Annotated in this window: 19 protein-coding genes; 11 read left to right on the top strand and 8 right to left on the bottom strand. The window is 64.6% G+C overall.

What is annotated here, in order from left to right; genetic code table 11:
• Nucleotides 1–18 precede the first annotated feature (18 nt).
• Together EYZ64_RS22710 and EYZ64_RS22705 are read right to left on the bottom strand one after the other, a co-directional pair.
• Nucleotides 19–759, bottom strand: a complete 741-nt coding sequence (locus tag EYZ64_RS22710) for a potassium channel family protein (RefSeq protein WP_135456917.1) — start codon at nucleotides 757–759, stop codon at nucleotides 19–21.
• A gap of 33 nt (nucleotides 760–792) precedes the next feature.
• Nucleotides 793–4,206 (bottom strand): DEAD/DEAH box helicase family protein, encoded by a 3,414-nt coding sequence (locus tag EYZ64_RS22705; RefSeq protein WP_135456915.1) that lies wholly within the window; start codon nucleotides 4,204–4,206, stop codon nucleotides 793–795.
• Nucleotides 4,207–4,461: 255 nt separating this feature from the next.
• Here EYZ64_RS22705 and EYZ64_RS22700 point away from each other — a divergent pair, with 255 nt between their 5' ends.
• The 3 genes from EYZ64_RS22700 (at nucleotide 4,462) to EYZ64_RS22690 (ending at nucleotide 6,067) form a co-directional block, all read left to right on the top strand.
• Nucleotides 4,462–5,115, top strand: coding sequence for a nitroreductase family protein (locus tag EYZ64_RS22700; protein WP_286175097.1), 654 nt, complete (start codon nucleotides 4,462–4,464; stop codon nucleotides 5,113–5,115).
• Between the two features lie 108 nt (nucleotides 5,116–5,223).
• Entirely contained in the window at nucleotides 5,224–5,643 is a 420-nt protein-coding gene (locus tag EYZ64_RS22695) for a hypothetical protein (protein WP_210115555.1), read from the top strand.
• 55 nt (nucleotides 5,644–5,698) lie between these two features.
• A complete protein-coding gene (locus EYZ64_RS22690) occupies nucleotides 5,699–6,067 on the top strand; it encodes a SpoIIAA family protein (protein WP_135456913.1) in 369 nt (122 codons plus the stop codon).
• A 269-nt stretch (nucleotides 6,068–6,336) separates the two neighbouring features.
• Here EYZ64_RS22690 and EYZ64_RS22685 read toward each other — a convergent pair whose 3' ends face one another.
• From EYZ64_RS22685 to EYZ64_RS22660, 6 genes are all read right to left on the bottom strand, one after another.
• Entirely contained in the window at nucleotides 6,337–7,437 is a 1,101-nt protein-coding gene (locus EYZ64_RS22685) for a restriction endonuclease subunit S (protein ID WP_135456911.1), read from the bottom strand.
• A complete protein-coding gene (locus EYZ64_RS22680) occupies nucleotides 7,434–8,891 on the bottom strand; it encodes a type I restriction-modification system subunit M (RefSeq protein WP_135456909.1) in 1,458 nt (485 codons plus the stop codon). Before EYZ64_RS22680 ends, EYZ64_RS22685 begins: the two co-directional genes overlap by 4 nt.
• A gap of 125 nt (nucleotides 8,892–9,016) precedes the next feature.
• Complete coding sequence (locus EYZ64_RS22675) at nucleotides 9,017–9,433, bottom strand: hypothetical protein (protein ID WP_135456907.1); 417 nt, start codon at nucleotides 9,431–9,433, stop codon at nucleotides 9,017–9,019.
• Nucleotides 9,434–9,550: 117 nt separating this feature from the next.
• Nucleotides 9,551–11,383: a fatty acyl-AMP ligase gene (locus EYZ64_RS22670; RefSeq protein WP_135456905.1), complete on the bottom strand. Its 1,833-nt coding sequence runs from the start codon at nucleotides 11,381–11,383 to the stop codon at nucleotides 9,551–9,553.
• Between the two features lie 92 nt (nucleotides 11,384–11,475).
• The gene (locus EYZ64_RS32475) at nucleotides 11,476–12,012 is read right to left on the bottom strand and encodes a DUF4333 domain-containing protein (protein WP_286175096.1); all 537 of its coding nucleotides are present in this window, start codon (nucleotides 12,010–12,012) and stop codon (nucleotides 11,476–11,478) included.
• Between the two features lie 27 nt (nucleotides 12,013–12,039).
• A complete protein-coding gene (locus EYZ64_RS22660; RefSeq protein ID WP_135456903.1) occupies nucleotides 12,040–13,473 on the bottom strand; it encodes a neutral zinc metallopeptidase in 1,434 nt (477 codons plus the stop codon).
• Between the two features lie 72 nt (nucleotides 13,474–13,545).
• On the opposite strand from EYZ64_RS22660, the gene EYZ64_RS22655 reads away from it, so the two are divergent.
• From EYZ64_RS22655 to EYZ64_RS22620, 8 genes are all read left to right on the top strand, one after another.
• Nucleotides 13,546–14,235, top strand: coding sequence for a nucleoside/nucleotide kinase family protein (locus tag EYZ64_RS22655; protein ID WP_286175095.1), 690 nt, complete (start codon nucleotides 13,546–13,548; stop codon nucleotides 14,233–14,235).
• A gap of 117 nt (nucleotides 14,236–14,352) precedes the next feature.
• A complete protein-coding gene (locus EYZ64_RS22650; protein WP_135456902.1) occupies nucleotides 14,353–14,940 on the top strand; it encodes a peroxiredoxin in 588 nt (195 codons plus the stop codon).
• A 2-nt stretch (nucleotides 14,941–14,942) separates the two neighbouring features.
• Nucleotides 14,943–15,476, top strand: a complete 534-nt coding sequence (gene ahpD, locus EYZ64_RS22645; RefSeq protein ID WP_135456900.1) for an alkyl hydroperoxide reductase AhpD — start codon at nucleotides 14,943–14,945, stop codon at nucleotides 15,474–15,476.
• Between the two features lie 87 nt (nucleotides 15,477–15,563).
• Nucleotides 15,564–16,898, top strand: a complete 1,335-nt coding sequence (locus tag EYZ64_RS22640) for an MFS transporter (protein WP_135456898.1) — start codon at nucleotides 15,564–15,566, stop codon at nucleotides 16,896–16,898.
• The gene (locus EYZ64_RS22635; protein WP_135456896.1) at nucleotides 16,895–17,881 is read left to right on the top strand and encodes a LacI family DNA-binding transcriptional regulator; all 987 of its coding nucleotides are present in this window, start codon (nucleotides 16,895–16,897) and stop codon (nucleotides 17,879–17,881) included. Before EYZ64_RS22640 ends, EYZ64_RS22635 begins: the two co-directional genes overlap by 4 nt.
• 114 nt (nucleotides 17,882–17,995) lie before the next feature.
• Complete coding sequence (locus EYZ64_RS22630; protein ID WP_135456894.1) at nucleotides 17,996–19,198, top strand: cytochrome P450; 1,203 nt, start codon at nucleotides 17,996–17,998, stop codon at nucleotides 19,196–19,198.
• Between the two features lie 50 nt (nucleotides 19,199–19,248).
• Entirely contained in the window at nucleotides 19,249–20,271 is a 1,023-nt protein-coding gene (locus tag EYZ64_RS22625; RefSeq protein ID WP_167858167.1) for a phosphotransferase, read from the top strand.
• A 70-nt stretch (nucleotides 20,272–20,341) separates the two neighbouring features.
• The gene (locus EYZ64_RS22620; RefSeq protein WP_135456889.1) at nucleotides 20,342–21,079 is read left to right on the top strand and encodes an SDR family NAD(P)-dependent oxidoreductase; all 738 of its coding nucleotides are present in this window, start codon (nucleotides 20,342–20,344) and stop codon (nucleotides 21,077–21,079) included.
• The last annotated feature ends 1 nt before the right edge of the window (nucleotide 21,080 follow it).

Raw genomic sequence — 21,080 nt, 5'->3', positions numbered from 1 at the left:
GCACACGCCGAGCGACAGTCACGGCGTGGTCTCCGCGGTCCGGTTCGACTGGGCGATGTCTTCCCGCAGCGAAGCGATCTCGGCCCGCAGATCATTGATATGGGCCGCCGTCGCGGCTGCTGTGGCAGCGTCATCATCCGCCACGGTCTGCACGATCCACGACGCAATCGTCGCCGTGATCGAACCGACGAGGCTGATCCCGCCGATCATCAACAGCGCGGCGATGACTCGCCCGGTCGTCGTCACCGGATACATGTCGCCGTAGCCGACGGTGGTGATGGTGGTGATCGCCCACCAGATCGCATCGCCGAAATCGGTGATGTGGGCGTCGGGTTGACCGCGCTCGGCCTGCAGCACGGCCAGCGAGGCGACATAGACCAGCAGGACCGCACCCGAGATCGTGTAGAGGATGACCTTGCCGCGGATCGCGTGGCCGACGGCTTTTTGGATCACACCGATCAGCACGACGAGACGCAGCAGTCGCAGCGGCCGCAAGAGCGGCAGCAGCACGATCGCCAGGTCGGCAAGATGGCGCACGAACCACTGCCTGCGGTCAGGGGCCAGGTACAGCCGTGCCACGTAGTCGGCGCTGAACGCCGCCCAGGACAGCCAGGTGGCCAGAGTGACGGCGTGCGCGACCAGGCCGCGAGGTTGGACGAGTACCTCGACCGAATAGGCGGCAAGGAAGACCCCGGCGACCGCGGCAAGCGGCCACTCCGCGCGGTGTTCCCAACTGGCGAGGCGATCCTGGGTTGTCACGTCAGAGAGTGTGCGGCATGGTCGCCGGATTGACTAAGCGACTCCGTCGGCCGGTACCGCGTTGCCCTTCACGGTGTTGAGAATCTGCACGATGTTGTCGACATCGGTCTCGGGGAACACATCGTCGGGGCCGGTCGGGGCGTGGTCGATGTACGGGGATTCATACAGGCGGGCGGGTTCGACGACGCCGTTGGCGGTGAGCTCGGTGATGATTAGGTTGATGAACCGGATCTGGTCGGCTCCGAACTTGGCACCGTCGAGAAAAGCGGAGAAGGCGTCGACGCTGGCCCCGTGATCCAGGCCCACCAATCTGCGGATGAACAATCCCAGCCCGTGTGACTGTTCTTTGGCCAGTGCGATGTCATCGGCCCCGCCGGTGCCGCTGTCGACGAGCATCTGTTCCAGTGCCGCGAGGTCGGCGGTGGTGAGGGGCTTGTTGCGGCGTAGACGTTGCAGCGCGACGTGGTCTTGGTGCTGTTTGAGGTAGGCCTTGGCCTTGAGTTCGAATCGTTCCCAGTTGGTGCCGGGGGTGATGCCCGGCAGGTCGACGAGGGCGGACTCGCCGAGTTCGTCGGCGAAGTCGGTGTAGACGACCACCTTTTTGGCTTTCTCCAGGAAGCGGAGCAGCCCACGCAATTTGCGTCGTGCGTGCTCAAGCATCGGCAGCGTGACGTCGACCCACCACTGGTCGCCGGCGACGTCGTCGAGCAGCTCCTGCTGTGCCGCGATCGAGGGAATGGCCGTCTGGTTCAACAGGCCTGAGGCGATGTCCTGGATCCTTTCGCGCAACCGCTCGGCGGCCAGGGCATCGCCTTCGAGTTGGGCGAGTTGGCGTCGCAGGACCAGCATGTCGAACCGCTTGGCGTCTTCGTCGTCGTCCTTGTGGGTCGACGGCAATCCGGCCAGGGATTCGGCGACGTCGGCGGCTGTCTCGCTGCTCAGCGCGCCCGCCCAGGGCTCCCACTGCGCGTATTGCTCGACCAGTCGACGGTGCGGCCGCACCAGGAAGTTGTCCAGCGTCATACCGGCAACGACGCGATGCAGCGACCACGCCACGTCGACGCGTAGACCCCGGTCGGTTTCGGTGCCCTGCCCTTCGAGCGGATCGGGATCGGTCGGCGGCTGCAGGTGATCGAGCGCCGTGATCAATCCGAGTCGCGTTTCGAACAACCTCTGGTTCAACGATTTCTGCGACGACCCGGGTGAGCCGGGCAGGTCCTGGCTGAAGTATTCGAGGTTGCCGCAGTAGTCGAAGACGTAGAAGTTCTGCTTGTGCTGCCCCGGGCCGAACAGGTCGGGGCACAGGCGGGTGCCGCGTCCGATCATCTGCCAGAACTTGGTTTTCGAGCGGACCAGCTTGAAGAACACGAGATTGACGACCTCGGGTACGTCGATGCCGGTGTCGAGCATGTCGACCGAGATCGCGATGTGCGGGGCCTTGTCGACGACGGAGAAGTCGTCGATCAGCGATTGTGCGTGCGAGATGCCGTGGGTGATGACCCGTGCGAAATGTCCGGCCAGGTGCGGGTATTGGATGTCGAAGCGGCGGGCGATGAACTCGGCGTGGTCGCGGTTCTTGGCGAAGATGATGGTCTTGCCCAGGCGGTCGCCGGCTGCGACGCGATGTCCCTTGGCCATGAGATCGGCGAGCACCATGTCGACGGTGCTCTCGTTGAACAGAACCTTGTTCACCTCTTCTGAGGTGACCTCGTCGGGGGTGTCATCGCCCCAGTCCAGGGATTCCCATTCGTCCTTTTCGTCCTCGGACAGGTCGGTGTAGCGGATTCCACGGTCGAGAAACTTTGTGCCGCCGGAGATTCCCACGGCCGGCACCAGGAAGCCCTCTTTGACCGCGTCGTCGAGTCCGTAGGCGTCGGTGGGCACTCCGTCCTCGAGGTGGAAGAGGCGGTAGGTGTTGTGGTCGACCTCGTCCTTCGGGGTCGCAGTCAGGCCGACCAGCAGCGAGTCGAACCAGTCGAAGATGGCCCGGTACTTCTGGTAAACCGAGCGGTGGGCTTCGTCGATGACCACCAGGTCGAAGTAGCCGGGTCCGAATTTCCTTGTCCCCGAGCTGGTGTCGTTGATGAGATTCATCATCGTCGGGTAGGTGCTGACGTACACGCGCCCGTCCGTGACCTTCTCGGTCAACAGGTTCACCGTGGTGGCGTCGGGAAGATGCGCCTTGAAGGCGTTCGCGGCTTGGGTGACCAGCGCGGTGCGGTCGGCCAGGAACAGCACCCGCTTGGCCCAGTTGGCCTCCATGAGCTGCTTGACCAGGGCGATGACGGTGCGGGTCTTACCTGACCCGGTGGCCATCACCAACAAGGCTTCGCGGCGTTTGTCCGTGAAGGTTTCGTCGATGGCCCGGATGGCGCGGTGTTGGTAGTGGCGTTCGACGATCGCCGAATCGATCGGGGCGTCGGTGAGCGGCTGGCGCGTCGAGCGGCGCTGCACCATCAGTTCCAGCTCGTCCCGAGTGTAGAACCCCTGGATGTCCCGCGGTGGATAGCCGGCCGCGTCGTCCCAGATCCAATGCTCAAAGCCGTTGGTATAGAAAATGACCGGGCGCCGACCGGTCATGGCCTCCAAACAGTCGGCGTACAGCTTGGCCTGCTGTTGGCCGAGGTGCGGGCTCTTCGAGGTGCGTTTGGCCTCCACCACTGCAAGGGGTAGTCCGTCGGCGCCCCACAGCACATAGTCGACGTATCCGGTGCCGTTGTCGGGCGGCATGCCGGTGACCTTGTACTCCCGGTCTTTGGCGTCTGCCAAGGGCCAGCCGGCCTCGCCCAGCATCAGGTCGATGAAGGTGTCGCGGGTCTCGGCCTCGGTGTAGTCACGGTTGTCAGGCTGTTGGTTGGCGGCCTGTGCCTTCTTGATTTCCTCACGCAGCCCGGCGATCTCAGCCTCGTGCGCGGCGGCAAGCTCGTCCTTCTCGGCCAATGCCTTGGCGTGGGCTTCGTCCTGCTTCTTGAACTTCTCGGCGAGCTGGGCCACTTCCTGGCGGCTCAGGGGAGCGGCCTTGGCGGCCAGCTTCGGGTCGAAGGGCAGCTTCAGCGGAGCGGCCTTCGGATAGGCCGAGTGGTGATAGACGGCCCACACCATGATGTGGTGCAGTTCGCGCAGGACAGCCAGCGCGATGTTCGGCGCGATCGGTTTCTGTTCGTGCACGGCCGCATTGCCGGCTTTACGGATCAGATTCAGTTTCTGCACGATCGCCGGCGGAACCTTGGAGCGGAATGGCGGCTCGTTGATGCGTGCCGACAGGTCGTTCTTGTAGGGGAGCGGCAGCGCCAGGACGTCGTACAGCAGGCCGACGAGTTGCTCGACGGCACGTCGGCTGTAGAAGCAGGCTGAGCGCGGGTCAGAGTTGAGGTAGCTTTCGGCGCGCGCGCAGTCGGCATTGATCTCTGGCCAGTCGGCGGCACCGACGAAAGCAAAGTTGGTCACGACGCGCCCCCTATGCGCTGGCCCAATACTCGGCGTAAAGCAAATTGATCAATTGATCGGCTGGTGAATGGAACTTATCAACTTTGGTCTGCCGACTTCGACGGACATGGCATCTCCTCGTGCGGGTGGGTTGAACCGAACCGGACTGTCTAACAGGTGCCTCTGACATCGCATGCCTTCGGTGGGCCACCCAAAGGACCGAGCATTCGCCCGAGAATGCCCGCTGGAGAGACCGGTCGTGCTGAAATTGTGGCCATGACGCAGCACGAGCCCTTGGCCATGCCGCTCGAAGAGGCGATGCGTACTCAACGGGCGATCCGTCGGCTCAAGGATGAGCCCGTTGATGATGCACTCGTGCTTCACATTCTGGAACTCGCGATGAAGGCGCCGACGGGTTCAAACGCACAGAATTGGGAGTTCATCGTCGTCAAGGACCGCGAGGTCGTCGCGAAACTCGGCGGCTTGAATCGACGGGCCTTGAAGTTCGGCGGCCCGATTTACCGGCGCGTCGTTGTCCGCCGCATGGATGACCAGATGCTGAGGATCGAGAAGGCCGTGCAATGGCAGGCGGATCATTTCGACGAGATCCCCGTCGTAGTCGTCGCCTGCCTCAAGGGTGTCATTCCGCTCTGGCCGTCGGTGGCGGTGAGCAGTGCCTACGGTTCTATTTTTCCCGCGGTGCAAAACCTCTTGCTGGCGGCACGTGCATCTGGCTTGGGTGCAGCACTGATCACCATGCCGTTGTGGAGCAAGCTGTTGGCGCGGCGCACCCTGGGCTTGCCGTGGAACGTCACTCCGTGTGCGGTCATCCCGCTGGGCTGGCCGAAGGGCAAGTACGGGCCGACGACACGTCGGCCGGTCGGAGAATTCGTCTCGCTCGACCGCTACGGCAATCGACCGTTTCTGTAGGCAGCGCGGCTGGCTGATCGGTCCTGGCGGCCAGACCGTATCGTTCCATCTCACCAAGGCCGCCAAGGCGGACGGCGCATTGGTCGGCGCGGAAGGGTACCGATACACGTGAGCAAGCGGTTGATCGCGACGATGTTGGCAGTGATGGCGATTGTCGCGGGCTGCGGCAAAGGCGATGGCGCTGCCGCTTCGATTGTCACCCCCGACCATGCCCAGGCCTCTCCGTCTGGCACGTACACCGCCTTCGCCGAGCAGGGGCCAGAAGACAAAGGGGAGAAGCCCTGGGTGGTGGTGGTTCGGGACAAGGCCGGCAAAGAGGTCTTCCATGACCATTCCTCGTACAGCGCCGACAAGGGCGTGATGATCACTTGGCTGTCCACCGAGCCCGAACAGCTCTGGGTGTATTCGGGTGATGCAGGGGTCTACCGGATCGCTCCGGGCAGCCACGGCGGATGGACCAGGGCCGGCGTCAAATCCGAGAACGTGCCGTCGGAAATATCCCGTCTTTGGGAGTCTTCGCGTTCCTGATTCAAAGAGCCGTCGGTTAGGTGCAGACTCGAGGCGCGAGACGGGAGGAGTACCGATGATTGACGTCCTTCCCGACATGCCCGAGGGCGTGTTCGGTATCCGAGTGTCGGGTCGAGTGCGCGGTGATGATCTGCGCGAATTCCGGCCGACGATGGACGAATTACTGAAGACCGGTGAGATCCGGATCGTCGAGGTGATTTCACCGGACTATGAGGGATTCGGGTCCGGCGGGCTGGTTCAGGATCTGAAGCTCGGCTTCGGTGCCCTGATACAGCACCACTCCGCGTTCAAACGGATTGCCGTGGTGTCCGACAAGGATTGGGTCGCCCACGCCATGCATGCCTTCGCGTGGATGGTCCCCGGCGAGTTGAAGATGTTCGGCCTCGACGAACTCGATGCGGCCAAGGAGTGGGCCGCGGGCTGAGGCCTTCAGGCGAGGGGGTATTCGTCTTCACCCGCGCGGTCGGACAGGTCGAACCGGATGTCGCACAGGTGGACATGGCCGGGGATCTCCTGCTCCGTGAAGGCAACGTGCGGTGTGGACGACTAGGGCACTACCGCCTGTACGGATCCCCAAGGGCGTGGTTTTGTGTTGTCCCGGTCGTGGTCGGGTTGGATGCCCAAGGTCTGAACAAATTTTGCTCAATCCGGCCGCCATTGGCGTTGTCTCAAAGGCGATCACGGCGAACTGCATCAGAGTTCCCCTCGGAATGCGCGGGCTTGGAGGGAGGCGAAGAGCTCGTCGAGATCGTCGGTTGTGACTCGTGGCACGGCCGCTACCCGGCGCGCAAACTCGAACTGTCGCTTGACCGGGACATTTGGCAGTTCAAGCTGTTCGAGCTTGGTTTTCGAGATGTTCTTCATCGAGCCGCCCGTTCCACTGGAAAGCTGGCTGACGCGGCGGCGCACCGATGGTGTGCGGAACAGCGACCAGTAATAGAGCGGATTGCTGTCAGGGTTCTTCCAGACGAATCGCCAGATCTTGTCTGGCAAGGCGATGTCGGACGGTGCTACATCCACATAGGCAACGGCGCCTACCAGTTCAGCTGTGTTCGCGCGGCTGATCAGAAGGTCGCCTGATCGCACCATGTGTTCGGAAGGTGGCTGGTAGTCGGGTGGGAGAGGTTTGGACTCTACTGCTTTGAATTGACCCGAGGTGACTGCGCTGATCTTCAGGACACGGTACTTGGATGCGGAGTTTTCGTCGTCGGCGACGAGATTGCGTCCACCTTTGAGGTCAGCCACTTCGCAGAACCGCACACTCTCGTCAGTTCCTAGGTAGAAATCGGGATCCCCGAACATGTCGAAGAAGATCGACTGTGCGAGGTCATTGAGCTGAGACACCACGTGGCGTCTTTTGACACGGAGTGAGTCGGCATGGTCGAGGATCGCGGCGATGCGGCGCTGCTCCTCGAGTGGCGGCCTAGGTACCTGGATCTCTTTGAGAAATTTGAAGTGGCGAGAATAGCCGGCATCTGGCAGAGCGACCGTGCGGAGATAGTGGTAGACGAACTTCGGATGGAAGTCGCCTCGCGTGCGAAGTACCTTTACGCCGTCAGCGCCCATTGCGAACGGAAAATCGACGTATTTCATCGCACGGGTGTGGTCACCAAAGATGATTTTCGGTCCGGCATGCCTGAACGCATGGCTGGTGTTGTCTGTGTATCCGGAGACCAAGCCCTTGCCTTGGTCGACCACCGGTAGCTGACCCGACTGGCGGTATTCGGAACGAGGTACTTTGGAGTTTCCGCCGGTAATATCCTCAACCGCTTCGAGGAACGCGACCGTCTTCACGACAGCATCGCCTTCAACTCGGCGAGCCCGACAGTAATCTCGCCTTCGAGCTTCTCTATCTCGGCGATGATCTCCAACGGTGGCCTGTGCTCGACCTCGTCGTGCACGATCTCCTTGTACCGGTTCAGCGACAGGTCATACCCCTGGGCGACGATATCTGCGACCGACACGCAGAACGACTGCTCAGTGCGTGCTCGTTCCAGCTCCGAGGAGCCTCGTGAACTCCACCGCGACAACGCATCCGGCAGATCATTGGCCTCGACCGGATTCCGCTTGTCATCGAGTGAGAACCCGTCGGCGGTGACGTCGTAGAACCACACGTTGTCGGTGCCGCCGGAGTTCGTTTTGGTGAACAGCAAGATCGCAGTCGACACACCGGCATACGGCTTGAACACACCGGACGGCAGCTTCACGATGCCATCGAGCTTCTGATCCTCGACCAGGATCCGCCGAAGTTCCTTGTGCGCCTTGGAGGATCCGAAGAGCACGCCGTCGGGCACGATCACCGCGGCTCGCCCGCCGGGCTTCAGAAGCTTCAAAAATAGTGCCACAAAGAGAAGTTCGGTCTTTTTGGTCTTGGCGACGCGCTGCAGATCCTTGGACGTGGCCTCGTAGTCCAGCGATCCGGCGAACGGGGGATTGGCCAGGATCAGGGTGTACTTCTCGGTGTCCTCACTGGCACCTTCCGACAGTGAATCTCGGTAGCGGATATCGGGAGATTCGACACCGTGCATCAGCATGTTCATGCTGCCGATGCGCAGCATGGTCGAGTCGAAGTCATAGCCGTGAAACATGCTGTTGTGGAAGTGCTTACGCTGGGCAGCGTCAGTGAGTACCGATGAATGCTCGTCGCGCACATACTCCGACGCCGCCACCAGGAACCCGGCCGTGCCGCAGGCAGGGTCACAGATCTCATCGGTGGGCTGGGGAGCGGTGATCTTGACCATCAACTCGATGATGTGGCGCGGGGTACGGAACTGCCCGTTCACCCCCGCGCTGGCGATCTTGGACAGCAGGTACTCGTACAGGTCGCCGTTGGTGTCGCGGTCGGTCATCGGGATGTCGTCGAGCATGTCGACAACCTTGGACAGCAGGGCCGGCGTGGGGATGGTGAACCGGGCATCACGCATGTGCTCGGAGTATGTCGACCCGTCGCCGCCGAGGTCACGCAGGAACGGGAACACCTTGTCGCCGACGGTGGAGAACATCACCGCCGGCTCGGCGTTCTTGAACTGCGACCACCGCAGCTGCTGCTGATCCGGCCCGAACCGCAGCCCCTCGGACTTACCGGTCACGCGGGCTTTTTTCTCGGCGAGGATCTCCAGGTCGTCCAGGCGGCGAATGAACAGCAGGTAGGTGACCTGCTCGATCACCTCCAGAGGATTGGAGATACCGCCGGACCAGAACGCGTCCCACACCCGGTCGACCTTGCTCTTCAGCTCACCCGTGATCACTGCACTGCCCCTTGCTGCCGTTAAGAACCGAACCGAACTGTATATAGGACCCCGCCGACAAATGGGGCGATATCCGTGAATGGACGCACGGACGGACGAGGCGGCAAGGCAGATGAGAAGTCACGCTAGCTTGGGCACGCGCCCTCAAGCACGGTGAGACTCTCGTTGAATTCCGCTGAGATATACAAGGACTCGCGAATCGATGGTCGTGGCCCAGTAGCCCCTGGAGCGAGGTTCGCCATCTTGGCTGCCCGCTCGGCCATCGTGTCGGCTCGTTCAGCCAGGCCCGGGTCACCGTGGATCTGATCAGCGAACCCATGTAGCCGTGCCGACCACTGGGTGTAATCAGCGGCGGTGACTTCGTCTCCAGCGTCCTTCTTGGAGATGACAGCTCGGGCGAACTGTCTGCTGTAGTCGAGCATCGACCGGATGACGGCGCAATCTGAGGCCGGACGACTGGACAGTACGAATACGCCCGCAGCAAGCGCGACCGTCGCAACAAGGCCGATCCCGCCGAGAATCAACCACCTACGTCCGGTCATCTACGACGCCTCTGCGGGTTCGGAGGGGCACAGCATCGAAATCAACGCTGGGGTCGCTCCACACGCTGGAGCGCGACCCTAGCGTCGCACTCGGCGCCAAGCCAGAACGAACCAGCCCTACTTGTTGAACTTCCCGCTCAGATACTCAGCCCGACAAGCATTCCGAGCCAGCTTGCCGCTCGTCGTGCGGGGGATCACGCCGGCGGCGACCATGCGGACGTCGGCCACCCGGATCTGGTGGTGGCGTGACACCGCGGCGCGCACGGCGTCGACGATCGGGCCGGGCTCGGCACGTCCGGCTCCGGCGGCCCGCTCGGCGACGATCACGAGTTCTTCACCGCGGTCGCCGACCACCGAGAACGCCGCGACGTAGCCCGAGCGCACGGCGGGCGACGACGCGCTCACCGTGGTCTCGATGTCGTGCGGGTAGTGGTTGCGTCCGTCGATCAGGATCATGTCCTTGATCCGGCCGGTGAGGTACAGCTCGCCGTCGAGGTAGACCCCGAGGTCGCCGGTGGCCAGCCAGTGGCCGTTGTCGGGCACCTCCTCGGCGTGGCTACCGGTCGTCAATCGGGTCTGCAGCTTGTTGGCGAACACCCGCTCGCTCTCATCGACGCGGCCGAAGTACCCCTGGCCGACGTTGTTGCCGTGCAGCCAGATTTCTCCGACGGTGCCGTCGGCCAGTTCGTCACCGTCGGGGCTGGCGATGACCGCCCACTGGTTCGGAATCGGCTGGCCGCAGGAAACGTGTGTGACGGCGCCCTCGTCGGTCGGGTCGACGGTCACCGCGCGTCCGGCACTGAGTTGTTCGCGGTCGAGGTAGACCGCGGTGGCCGCGGCGCTCGGGGCGATGCTGGCCACCGACAGCGTCGCCTCGGCCATGCCGTAGGACGGTTTGATCGCAGTCGCGGGCAGCCCGTACGGGGCGAACGCCGAGGTGAACTTCTCGACGGCGGCCATGGTCACGGGCTCGGAGCCGTTGAGGAGCGTGACCACATTGGTCAGGTCCAGCGTCTCGCCCTCGGGCGGCAGGCCGCGCTCGGAAGCCAGCTCGAAGGCGAAGTTCGGGGCTGCGGCGAAGGTGCGACCGTGTGCAGCCTCTTCGGCCAGCCGCTTGATCCAGCGGTACGGGCGGCGGACGAATGCCATCGGGTCCATCAGGCTGATGTGTCCACCGCACAGCGCCGGGAACATGATCATGATCAGGCCCATGTCGTGGTACAGCGGCAGCCAGCTGACACTGCGGATACCGGTGTCGAGATCGCCGGCCAGGATCATCTGGATGACGTTGGTGCACACGTTGCGATGGGTGATCTCCACACCGGCAGGCGTGCGTGTCGACCCCGACGTGTATTGCAGGTAGGCGATGTCGTCGATGTCGACCTCGGGGTCGACGTACATCTCGGCCAGCGTGTCCGGGACGGCGTCGACGGCGATCACGCGGGGACGCTCGGCGGCCGGCAGCGTCTTGATGAACGTGCGGACCGATTCGGCAGCAGACGTCGTGGTGAGCACTGCCGTCGGTTTGGCGTCGGCCAGGACTGCGGCCAGCCGCTCGGCGTGACCGGCCAGCGCCGGTGCGAACAGCGGCACCGCGATGTTGCCGGCGTGCACCGCCGCGAAGAACGCCGCGACGTACTCGACACCTTGCGGGGCCAGGATCGCCACCCGGTCGCGGGGCTTGGTGACCTGCTGCAGTCGGGCGCCGACGGCGCACACCTGTGACCACATGGCATTCCAGCTGAGCTCGACGGCACGACCCTCGGGGTCGGTCGAGTAATCGAGGAAGCGGTACGCAGGCTCATCTCCATAGATGAACCGGTTGCGATCCAGGAACGACGTCAAGGTGACCCCGTCGGGTACGACGATCGTGCCGTCGTCGCGAACGTAGTTTTCGACGTTCGACACCGACGAATCAACAGCACTGGTTGCAGCGGGAACCCGACCCATAACCCGTAAGACTAATAGCGGCTCTAATAAAGCCTGGCAGCGTGGTCGGGTGTGGGTTATCACCGAGTGCCGAAAATGTGTCGTGCGTCTCTCTATCGGGGCCCGTCAACGGCATAAGTCCCGTTATTGTCCGTGAATTCCACGATCACCCGGCGCAGCGTGTCGTTGACCTCAACCGCGCAGGTGAACGTCGCGCCTGTCCGCACGACCGGATTCTTGCCGCCGTTGCATGCCACCGCGACGACCCGGTTGGCCCCGTAGCCGTTGACCGGATCGGACAAGATCTGCGCCACCCCGGCCTCGGCCTGACGGACGTCCAGCCGGGTGCCGGTGGCATCCGAGCGGCTCCACGCCCACAGCCCGGTGCCGACCACCGCGACTGCGCCCACGACGATCGCCGCACCGATGAGCAGACGCCGATCGGTCGGCTTGGGCTGCGACGGCGGTTGCGGTGCGCGTGGCGGTGGCGCGGGCCGCGCATGGTGCTGCGGCTGCTGGGGCGGCGACGGCTGTCGCGGGGGTTGCGGCGTCCACACCGGCCGGGCCGGGCGAGCCCCAGGTGGCGGAGTGCCGCCCGGCAGGGGTGCGCCGCCTGGCCGCGCCCACCATGGTTGGTCGGGACCGCTCATCGACTCTCCTCGACTAGACTCATCAGCTCACGCGAACCGTTGGTAGCACTGCGCGTCGTCGCCTTGCAGGCCGGACCGGTAGGCCAGGATGCGGGTGAACCCGGCGGGCAGCACCCTGCCGTTGACGTCGCTGGCGGCCAGCCCGTTCGTGAGCAGGCCGCTGATCGCCTCGTCGGTGTCACCGGCTGACAGCGTGATCGGTAGACCGGGCTCGGCCATCCTGGCCTGCCCCACACCGGTCAGGCAGCCGGTGCGCATGGCTGCCACCGGAGTGTCGAGTACCAGGCCCTTCTCGTGCTGCACGGCGAGCGCATACCGCGATGTCAGGACGGAGATGGCCGAATTGTCGCCTTGTAGGAGCTCACGCTCGTCGTTCTCATTCCTGGCTTCCCCCAACGCTTTCATCCCGTCGAGATCCACCACGATGGTGTTGGTCGCCGGACAGTAGGACGCCGGCGGCGACGGCCCCGCGTCGGGACATGCGGTGGGCTCGGTACTCAACGTCGGTGGGTTGGCCGGTGCATAGACCTGCTGCAGCGACTGCATGGTCTTGTCCAGCAGATCGGCGGTGATCGTGCTGTTCGCACTCTGCGGCCCGCCGAAGAAGTCGAGGAACTTGGGCAGATCACCGCGACGGTTCTTGATCTCGTCGGAGTCGATGGCCGCGCATTGGTCGATGTTGCCGCTGAAGCCGATCTGGAACGCGCTGACGCGGTCCAGCGCCGACCCGTGTTCGTTGCCGGTGAGTGTCGCGTCGACCCGTGTCATCAGAGGATCGCGGATGTAGATGAGACCGCCCAGGACGTGGTTGAGGCCGTCGCCGGTGCTCAACTCGAAGCGCGGTGATTTACCCGCGGCCACCCAGCGCAGGTAGACCCCGGCGAGGCAGTCGGCTTGCTGCTCGGCCACCAGCACGGGCGTGCTCTCGTTGATCAGCCGGGCCTGCTGCTGGACGGCATGGCCGTACTCGTGGGCCATCACCCCGACGACACCCATCTGGCCGAAATACTGTGCCGCAACGGGAATCGCCACGCCGCGGTCCCAGGCCATCACGTCGCTCTTGAGGCAGTAGAAGGCGTTGGTCAGCCCGACGGTGTTTTCCCCGCAGATCTCGAGCCCGGGGGAGAGGTCGGAGTTGAACGAGACGAGCCGGGACACGGGGGTGAAGGTTCCCGGCAGTGATCCGCCGGTGTAGTTCTGTGACCAGAAATTCTCGATGTCGTCGACGGCAAGCAGGGCCAGGTCGTCGATCTGGCCGCCGTCGGTGTTCTCGGCACGGCGGGTCGGCCCGGGTGCGTCGGACCGGATGCCACTGTGGCCGTCGGTCACCGGCAGGCCACCGACCCGGTCGGGCAGAAACATCATCGAGGTCGCCCGGCCCCCGACCATCGGGGCGTTCCCGCAGCCGGCCAGCAATACCGCACAACAGGCCAGACCGAGCCACCAGCGAAGCCTCGCCAATTGAGCCGCCTTCCGTGCGATCCGCCTCAGCCAGTTCTACCTGCTCGTGCCGACGTTCGGCACGGGCCGTCGGTGACCTGCGCGACAATGGCACCCGATATGTGCACGTTCGACGATCTGCTGGCCCGGGTGCTGGCCCGCGCGGCAGAGCCGGGGACGTCCGTCATCGGGATCGCCGGGGCGCCGGGGGCGGGTAAATCCACGCTGACCGAGGCGCTGGTCGCCGCGGCGCGGGTCCGCCTCGGCGTCGACGCGGTGGCCCACGTTCCGATGGACGGGTTCCACCTCGCCGATGTGGAACTGCACCGGCTGGGCCGGCTGGACCGCAAGGGCGCGCCCGACACCTTCGACGTTGCCGGCTATGCGGCGCTGTGGCGCCGTATCCGCGCACGCGCCGAGGTGGTCTACGCCCCGGGCTTCGAGCGCGACATCGAGCAACCGGTGGCCGGTGCGATCCCGGTGTTCCCGGACGCGGCCGTGGTGCTCACCGAGGGCAATTATCTGTTGCTCGACGACCCGGGGTGGTCGGCGGTAGCCGCTGAGATCGATGAAATCTGGTACTGCGCAATACAAGACGAAGTGCGCATCGCGCGTCTGGTGGCCCGTCACATCAATTTCGGCAAGCCGGCCGCGGTGGCGCAGCGCTGGGTCGCCGAGGTCGACGAACCCAATGCGAGGTTGGTGGCCGCCACCGCGTCGCGGGCCGATCTGCTGGTGTCGATCGCCGCCGCGATGGGCCCAGTGATGCCCAACTCACATTGATGTCGTCTGTGCGCATTCTCACGTCTGATCGAGTTGCTATAACTATCAGCCGCGGCCAGAATCTAGGTGTAAATCTGGAATCATTCCAGAAAATCATGCGAGATTGGATAGGTTGCGATGGCGCTTTTGACGATTGGTTCTCAGTTCCCGGAATACGACCTGACGGCCGTGGTTGGCGGAGATCTGTCCAAGGTCGACGCCAAGCAGCCCGATGACTATTTCACCCGCGTCACCAACAAGGACGATGAGGGTAAGTGGCGGATCGTCTTCTTCTGGCCCAAGGACTTCACCTTCGTGTGCCCGACCGAGATCGCCGCGTTCGGCAAGCTCAACGAGGACTTCGAGGATCGCGACGCCAAGGTTATCGGGGTGTCGGTGGACAACGAGTTCGTGCACTTCCAGTGGCGTGCGCAGCACGAGGATCTGAAGACGCTGCCGTTCCCGATGGTCTCGGACCTCAAGCGTGAGCTCTCGCAGGCCGCGGGCGTGCTCAACGCCGACGGTGTGGCTGACCGCGCCACCTTCATCGTCGATCCCAACAACGAGATCCAGTTCGTCTCCGTGACCGCTGGTTCGGTGGGCCGCAACGTCGACGAGGTGCTGCGCGTTCTCGACGCGCTGCAGTCCGACGAGCTGTGCGCCTGCAACTGGAAGAAGGGCGACCCGACGCTGAACGCCGGCGAGCTGTTGGCCGAGGCGGTGTAACCATGAGCATCGACAACATCAAGGAAGCGCTTCCGGAGTACGCGAAGGACCTCAAGCTCAACTTCGGCAGCATCGTGAAGTCGACCGAGCTCACCGAGCAGCAGCTGTGGGGCGCCCTGGTGGCCACCGCTGCGGCGACCAAGTCGGAGCGCCTGCTGAAGGAGATCTCCGAGGACGCCCTCGACGTGCTGAGTGCGGAGGCCTACAACGGCGCCCTCGGCGCTGCGGCGATCATGGGAATGAACAACGTCTTCTACCGCACCAAGGGTCAGCTCGATGGTCGCTACGACGATCTGCGGGCAGGTCTGCGGATGAACATCATCGCCAACCCCGGTGTGCCCAAGGCGGATTTCGAGCTGTGGTCGCTGGCGGTGTCTGCGATCAACGGCTGCTCGCACTGCCTGTCGGCGCACGAGACCGTGCTGCGCGACGCCGAGGTGTCCCGCACGACGATCTTCGAAGCCATTCGGTTGGCGTCGATCGTCTCCGGGGTGGCCCAGGCGCTGCTCACCGCGGACGCGCTCGCCGCAGTCTGATGCCGTAAGCCTCCACAAAAGGGGCTTACGCGCATAACCCAACAGATAAACTCGCCTCTCGCGATTGGAGAGGCGAGTTTTCTGTTGATGGCACCGAAGAGAAACGCCCGCATCGACCCAATCGTGCGGAAGGCGATCACCGGCGCGTCCATCGGTAACGCGGTGGAATGGTTCGACTTCGCCATCTACGGATTCCTGGCGACCTACATCGCCGCCAACTTCTTCCCGTCCGGCAACGAAACAGCCGCACTGCTCAACACATTCGCGATCTTCGCCGCCGCGTTCTTCATGCGCCCGCTCGGCGGCTTCGTGTTCGGTCCACTGGGGGACCGGCTGGGCCGCCAGCGGGTGCTCGCCGTGGTGATCCTGTTGATGTCGGCCGCCACGCTGGGTATCGGCCTGCTGCCCACCTACGCGACCATCGGTGTGGCCGCCCCATTACTACTGCTCCTGCTGCGGTGCCTGCAGGGATTCTCGGCCGGCGGCGAATACGGCGGCGGCGCAGTGTATCTCGCCGAATATGCGGGCACCCGATGGCGTGGGCTCACCGTGACGTTCATCGCATGGTCTGGCGTGCTCGGCTTCCTGCTCGGCTCGATCACCGTCACGGTGTTGCAGGCATATCTACCGCCCGACGCCATGGAGAGCTATGGCTGGCGTATCCCGTTCCTGGTGGCCGCACCGCTCGGCCTGGTCGGCCTCTACATCAGGCTGCGGCTCGACGACACGCCTGAATTCGCCAAACTCGACGCGACCGACCGGGTGGCCACCTCGCCACTGCGCGAAGCCGTCGGCACAGCCCGGCGGGCGATCCTGCAAGTCATCGGCCTGTTCATCGTGTTCAACGTCGGCTACTACGTCGTCTTCACCTTCCTGCCGACGTACTTCATCAAGACGCTGCACTTCAGCAAGACCCAGGCATTCGTCTCGATCACCCTGGCCAGCCTGGTGGCGTTGATCCTGATCCTGCCGTTGGCGGCGCTGTCGGACCGGATCGGACGCAGGCCCCTGCTGATCGCGGGCTCGGTGGGCTTCGTCTTGCTGGCGTATCCGCTGTTCCTGCTGATGAATTCGGGATCGGCGGCGGCGGCGATCGCCGGGCACTGCGTGCTGGCCGCCGTCGAATCGGTGTATGTGGCGACCGCCGTGACGGCCGGCGTCGAACTGTTCGCCACCCGCGTGCGCTACAGCGGTTTCTCGATCGGCTACAACATCGCGGTGGCATTGTTCGGCGGGACCACCCCATATGTGGTCACCTGGCTCACCGCGACGACCGGCAACAACCTGGCGCCCGCGCTGTACCTCATTGCCGCGGGCATCGTCTCGCTGGCCACCGTCCTGACCTTGCGCGAGAGTGCGGGGCGGCCACTGTCGGGTGTGGATGACCCAGCCGGTCAGCAACGTGTCACGATGACACCGTGAGCGCGACAAGAGGACGCCCGACCAAAGCCGACGTTGCCAAACTGGCCAATGTCTCCACGGCAACCGTCAGCTATGTGCTCAACAACGTTCAAGGGCAACGCATCTCGGAGCAGACCCAGGCCGCGGTGCGCAAGGCCGCGGCCGATCTCGGTTACCGGCCCAACCTGGCGGCCCGCAACCTCGCGGTCGGTGGCAGCGGCGTGGTGCTCTACATCGTGCCGCGGACCGATCTGGGCGAACTACCTCTGGAGGTCGGCAGTCGCCTCACCACCGCGCTCGGCCGGCACGGCATCGTGCTGTCGATGCAGCTCGAGACCGACGACGGCCAGAACATCGTCGACGCGGTGGCGAACCTCAACCCGGTGGCCGTTGCCGGCGTCTTCCCGCTCACCGGTGCTGCTGCCGCGGCTGTCGAGGCGGCGCGGATTCCGCAGATCTACCTGGGCAGCGAGAAGCTGCGCGCGCTCGGATCGTTGCACCTGACTGTCGGGGTGATGCGGGTCGAGCATCTGATGTCACGCGGCCACACGCGTCTGGGCTTCGCGTATTCCGGCTCTGAGGTGCTGCGGCCGCTCGGTGACTACTGGCTGTCGGGTCTGCGGGTGGCCGCCGGCGAGCACGGCCTGCCCGAGATCGACGTCGACAGCGTGGCCACCGACGGATCGGATGCGGCAGCCGTCGTGTCGAAATGGGTGTCCGGGGGCGTGACGGCCGTATGCGCGCAGAGCGATGAGACGGCGTTCGTGGTGCTGCACGGAATACGCCGGGCCGGCTTGCGCTGCCCTGACGATCTCGCGGTCATGGGGGTCGACGCGATACCGCTGGGTGCGGTCAGCTCCCCACCGCTGACCTCCGTCGCCTTCGACGCCAAGACCATTGTCGATGCCGCGGTCCCGGCCATGATGGCCGAACTCGGATATCCGACGGTCGCCGACGTCGACGGCAGCGACCCCGCCGGGCTCATCGTGCGCGACAGCACCTGAGCATTACATGTGAACTGCAAACCGTAACTCGTGGTGGCCTTGTCCGGTGACCGTCCCGCCGTGTAACTTACGCGGGTAAGTAACTCTCCGCAGCCCTCAGAGAGGCGGACCGCCGTGAGTGTGAGCACCACCAGTGACGTGTACTTCGACCCGTACGACGTCGAGATCAACGCCAACCCGTATCCGACGTTCGCCCGGCTGCGCGAGGAATCGCCGCTGTACTACAACGAGCAACACGACTTCTATGCGTTGAGCCGTTTCGCCGATGTCAACAAGGGACTCGTCGATCATGAGACCTTCAGCTCAGCCCGCGGCGCCATCATCGAACTGATCAAGGCGAACATCGACATCCCCTCGGGCGCCCTGATTTTCGAGGATCCACCGATCCACACCGTGCACCGCAAGCTGTTGGCCCGGATGTTCACCCCGCGCAAGATCAATGCGCTGGAGCCCAAGATCCGGGAGTTCTGCGCGCAGTCACTCGACCCGCTGGTGGGTGCCGGAAAGATCGACTTCATCAAGGATTTCGGCGCGATCATGCCGATGCGGGTGATCAGTGCGCTGCTGGGCATCCCCGAGGACGACCAGGAGATGATCCGCGACCACGGCAACGATCAGTTGCGCACCGAGGCCGGCAAGCCGATGAAAGCGGCCCGCGAGGGTCTGGTCGACGGCTCGATCTTCGAGACGTACATCGACTGGCGCAAGGACAATCCGTCCGACGACATCATGACCGATCTGCTCAACGTCGAGTTCACCGACGAGCACGGGATTACCCGCAACCTCACCCGCGAGGAACTGCTGATCTACATCAACGTGGTGGCAGGTGCGGGTAACGAGACCACCACGCGGCTGATCGGTTGGGCGGCCAAGGTGCTCGCCGAGCATCCGGATCAGCGCCGCCAGTTGGTCGAGAATCCCGCGCTCATCCCGCAGGCCATCGAAGAACTGTTGCGATTCGAGCCGCCGGCCCCGCACGTGGCCCGTTACGTCACCCGTGACGTCGAGTTCTACGGCCAGACGGTTCCCGAGGGCGGCGTGATGATGATGCTGATCGGTGCGGCGGTCCGCGACAGTCGTCAGTTCCCGCCCGACGGTGAGGTTTTCGACATTCACCGCGAGCAGCGCCAGCATCTGGCGTTCAGCGTCGGCACCCATTACTGCCTGGGCTCGGCGCTCGCGCGACTGGAGGGCCGGATCGCTTTGGAGGAGATGCTCAAGCGATTCCCGGAGTGGGATGTCGATCTCGACAATGCCGAGCTGTCGCCGACTTCGACTGTCCGCGGCTGGGATTCGATGCCGGCGTTCATCCGGTGACCGCCGCGCTGACCGTCCCCAAGGACTGGGCCGAGGTCACACCGGAGTGGATGACGGCGGCGCTGGTCCGCCACCACCCGGGCGCGGTGGTGGACCGCGTGACCGTCGACATGCGCGACGACGGTACCAACCGTCGCGCGCGCCTGTCGGTCACGTACTCGGCGGGCTCGGGACCCGCCACGGTGTTCGCCAAGGCCGTCGACCCCGGCCACAAGGAGATGATCAAGTACACCAGCGGCCTGCTGCATGAGCCCAGGCTGTTCAACTCGAAAATCGAGCTGCCGCTGGAACATCCGACGGTCTACGCCGCGCCGATCGATGAGGGCGACGAAGACTTCGTCCTCGTCATGGAGGATCTCACCGCCCGTTCCGCTGATCCGCGTGATGCGACCCGGCCGCTGACCGTGGAGCAGGCGGCGCACGGCGTGCGCGGCCTGGCCCGGCTGCACGGTGCGTTCTGGGGCGCGCGCGTGCGCCGTCCCGGTCTGGAGTGGCTGGAGCCGTTCGTTCCGTGGGACGGCATGCAGTGGGCGCCTTTACCTGCTGCGCTCGACCGGTTGGGTGACGATGCCCCGCCCTCGGTGCGCGCACTGACGATCGACCACCTGGTGGAGGGGATCTGGAAGCCCTTCATCCGGACACTGACCGTGCCCGGCACCGCTCAGACACTGCTGCACGGCGATCCGCACATCGGGAACACCTATCTGGTGCCCGACGGAGATGTCGGGTTCCTCGATTGGCAGGTGGCCCGTCACGGCAACTTCTCCTTGGATCTCGGCTATTTCCTGCAGGGCGCGTTGACCACGGAGGACCGCCGGCTGTCCGAGCGTCAGTTGCTCGAGGAGTACCGCGACGAGCTCGGACTGCCCGCCGACGAACTGCCGTCGCCCGATGAGATATGGCTGCGCTACCGGGCTTCGGTCGCGCACGGGCTGATGACCTGGCTGGCGACTGCCAGCGCGGGCGAGTTGTGGCAGCGCCCGGACATCGCCCTGGCGCTGGCCCAGCGGTATTCGGCCGCTTACGAGGATCTGCAGACGGCGCAGGCGCTGGCCGATCTCGTCGGTCGGTGAACTCCGTCAAACCGACCGCCTGACGGGAATCCTCAATCTGGACACCCGCCGAGCCACTACGGTGTCCGGCATGACAGGTGTGGTGGTGACAGGTGCAGCGTCGGGGATCGGCCGGGCCAGCGCGGAGGCGCTGATCGCCGACGGTCGACGGGTTGCGTTGTGGGACATAGCCCCCGAGGTCCGTGATGTGGCCGACGGCTTGGGTATGCCCTCGGCGGTGATCGACGTATGTGACACCGGTGCGCTGTCGGAGGCGGTTGAGGAGGCGGCTCAGGCGCTCGACGGCCTCGACGGCCTGGTGCATGCCGCGGGCCGGGTGCTTCCCGAACCGGTGGGCGCCTACACCGAGGAGTCCTGGGACGCGGTGCTGGACGTGAACTTGCGTGCACAGGCGTTGCTGATGCAGCTGCTGTTGCCCCACCTGGAGAAGTCCGCCGCCGACGGTGGATCGCCCGCGGTCGTCGGTATCTCGAGCATCGAGGGTCTGGCCGCCAACCCGTTCATCCCGGCCTACTGTGCCTCGAAGGCCGGACTGCTCGGCATGACGAGGTCGATGGCTGCCCAGCTGGGCCCGTTGGGAATTCGCGTCAACGCGGTGTGCCCCGGCTTCATTCACACCCCGATGCTGCAGATCGCATTGGACGTCGAGGAGATCCGCGCGAGCTTCGAACAGGCTGCGCCGATGGGCCGGCTCGGTCAGCCCGACGAGGTCGCGGCCGCCGTCGCGTTCCTGATGTCGCCGAAGGCGTCGTTCATCACCGGCACGCAGCTCGTGGTGGACGGGGGAGTGACCAGCCGTCACGCGTGAC

The organism is Mycobacterium sp. DL99 (assembly GCF_004762045.1).
Classification (GTDB): domain Bacteria; phylum Actinomycetota; class Actinomycetes; order Mycobacteriales; family Mycobacteriaceae; genus Mycobacterium.
This window is presented reverse-complemented; position numbering and strand designations above follow the sequence as displayed.

Coding starts and splice junctions, on each gene's coding strand:
- EYZ64_RS22700 (WP_286175097.1), top strand. CDS start 4,462: ATGACGCAGCACGAGCCCTTGGCCATGCCGCTCGAAGAGGCGATGCGT.
- EYZ64_RS22690 (WP_135456913.1), top strand. CDS start 5,699: ATGATTGACGTCCTTCCCGACATGCCCGAGGGCGTGTTCGGTATCCGA.
- EYZ64_RS22675 (WP_135456907.1), bottom strand. CDS start 9,433: ATGACCGGACGTAGGTGGTTGATTCTCGGCGGGATCGGCCTTGTTGCG.
- EYZ64_RS22670 (WP_135456905.1), bottom strand. CDS start 11,383: ATGGGTCGGGTTCCCGCTGCAACCAGTGCTGTTGATTCGTCGGTGTCG.
- EYZ64_RS32475 (WP_286175096.1), bottom strand. CDS start 12,012: ATGAGCGGTCCCGACCAACCATGGTGGGCGCGGCCAGGCGGCGCACCC.
- EYZ64_RS22650 (WP_135456902.1), top strand. CDS start 14,353: ATGGCGCTTTTGACGATTGGTTCTCAGTTCCCGGAATACGACCTGACG.
- ahpD (WP_135456900.1), top strand. CDS start 14,943: ATGAGCATCGACAACATCAAGGAAGCGCTTCCGGAGTACGCGAAGGAC.
- EYZ64_RS22640 (WP_135456898.1), top strand. CDS start 15,564: ATGGCACCGAAGAGAAACGCCCGCATCGACCCAATCGTGCGGAAGGCG.
- EYZ64_RS22625 (WP_167858167.1), top strand. CDS start 19,249: ATGACGGCGGCGCTGGTCCGCCACCACCCGGGCGCGGTGGTGGACCGC.
- EYZ64_RS22620 (WP_135456889.1), top strand. CDS start 20,342: ATGACAGGTGTGGTGGTGACAGGTGCAGCGTCGGGGATCGGCCGGGCC.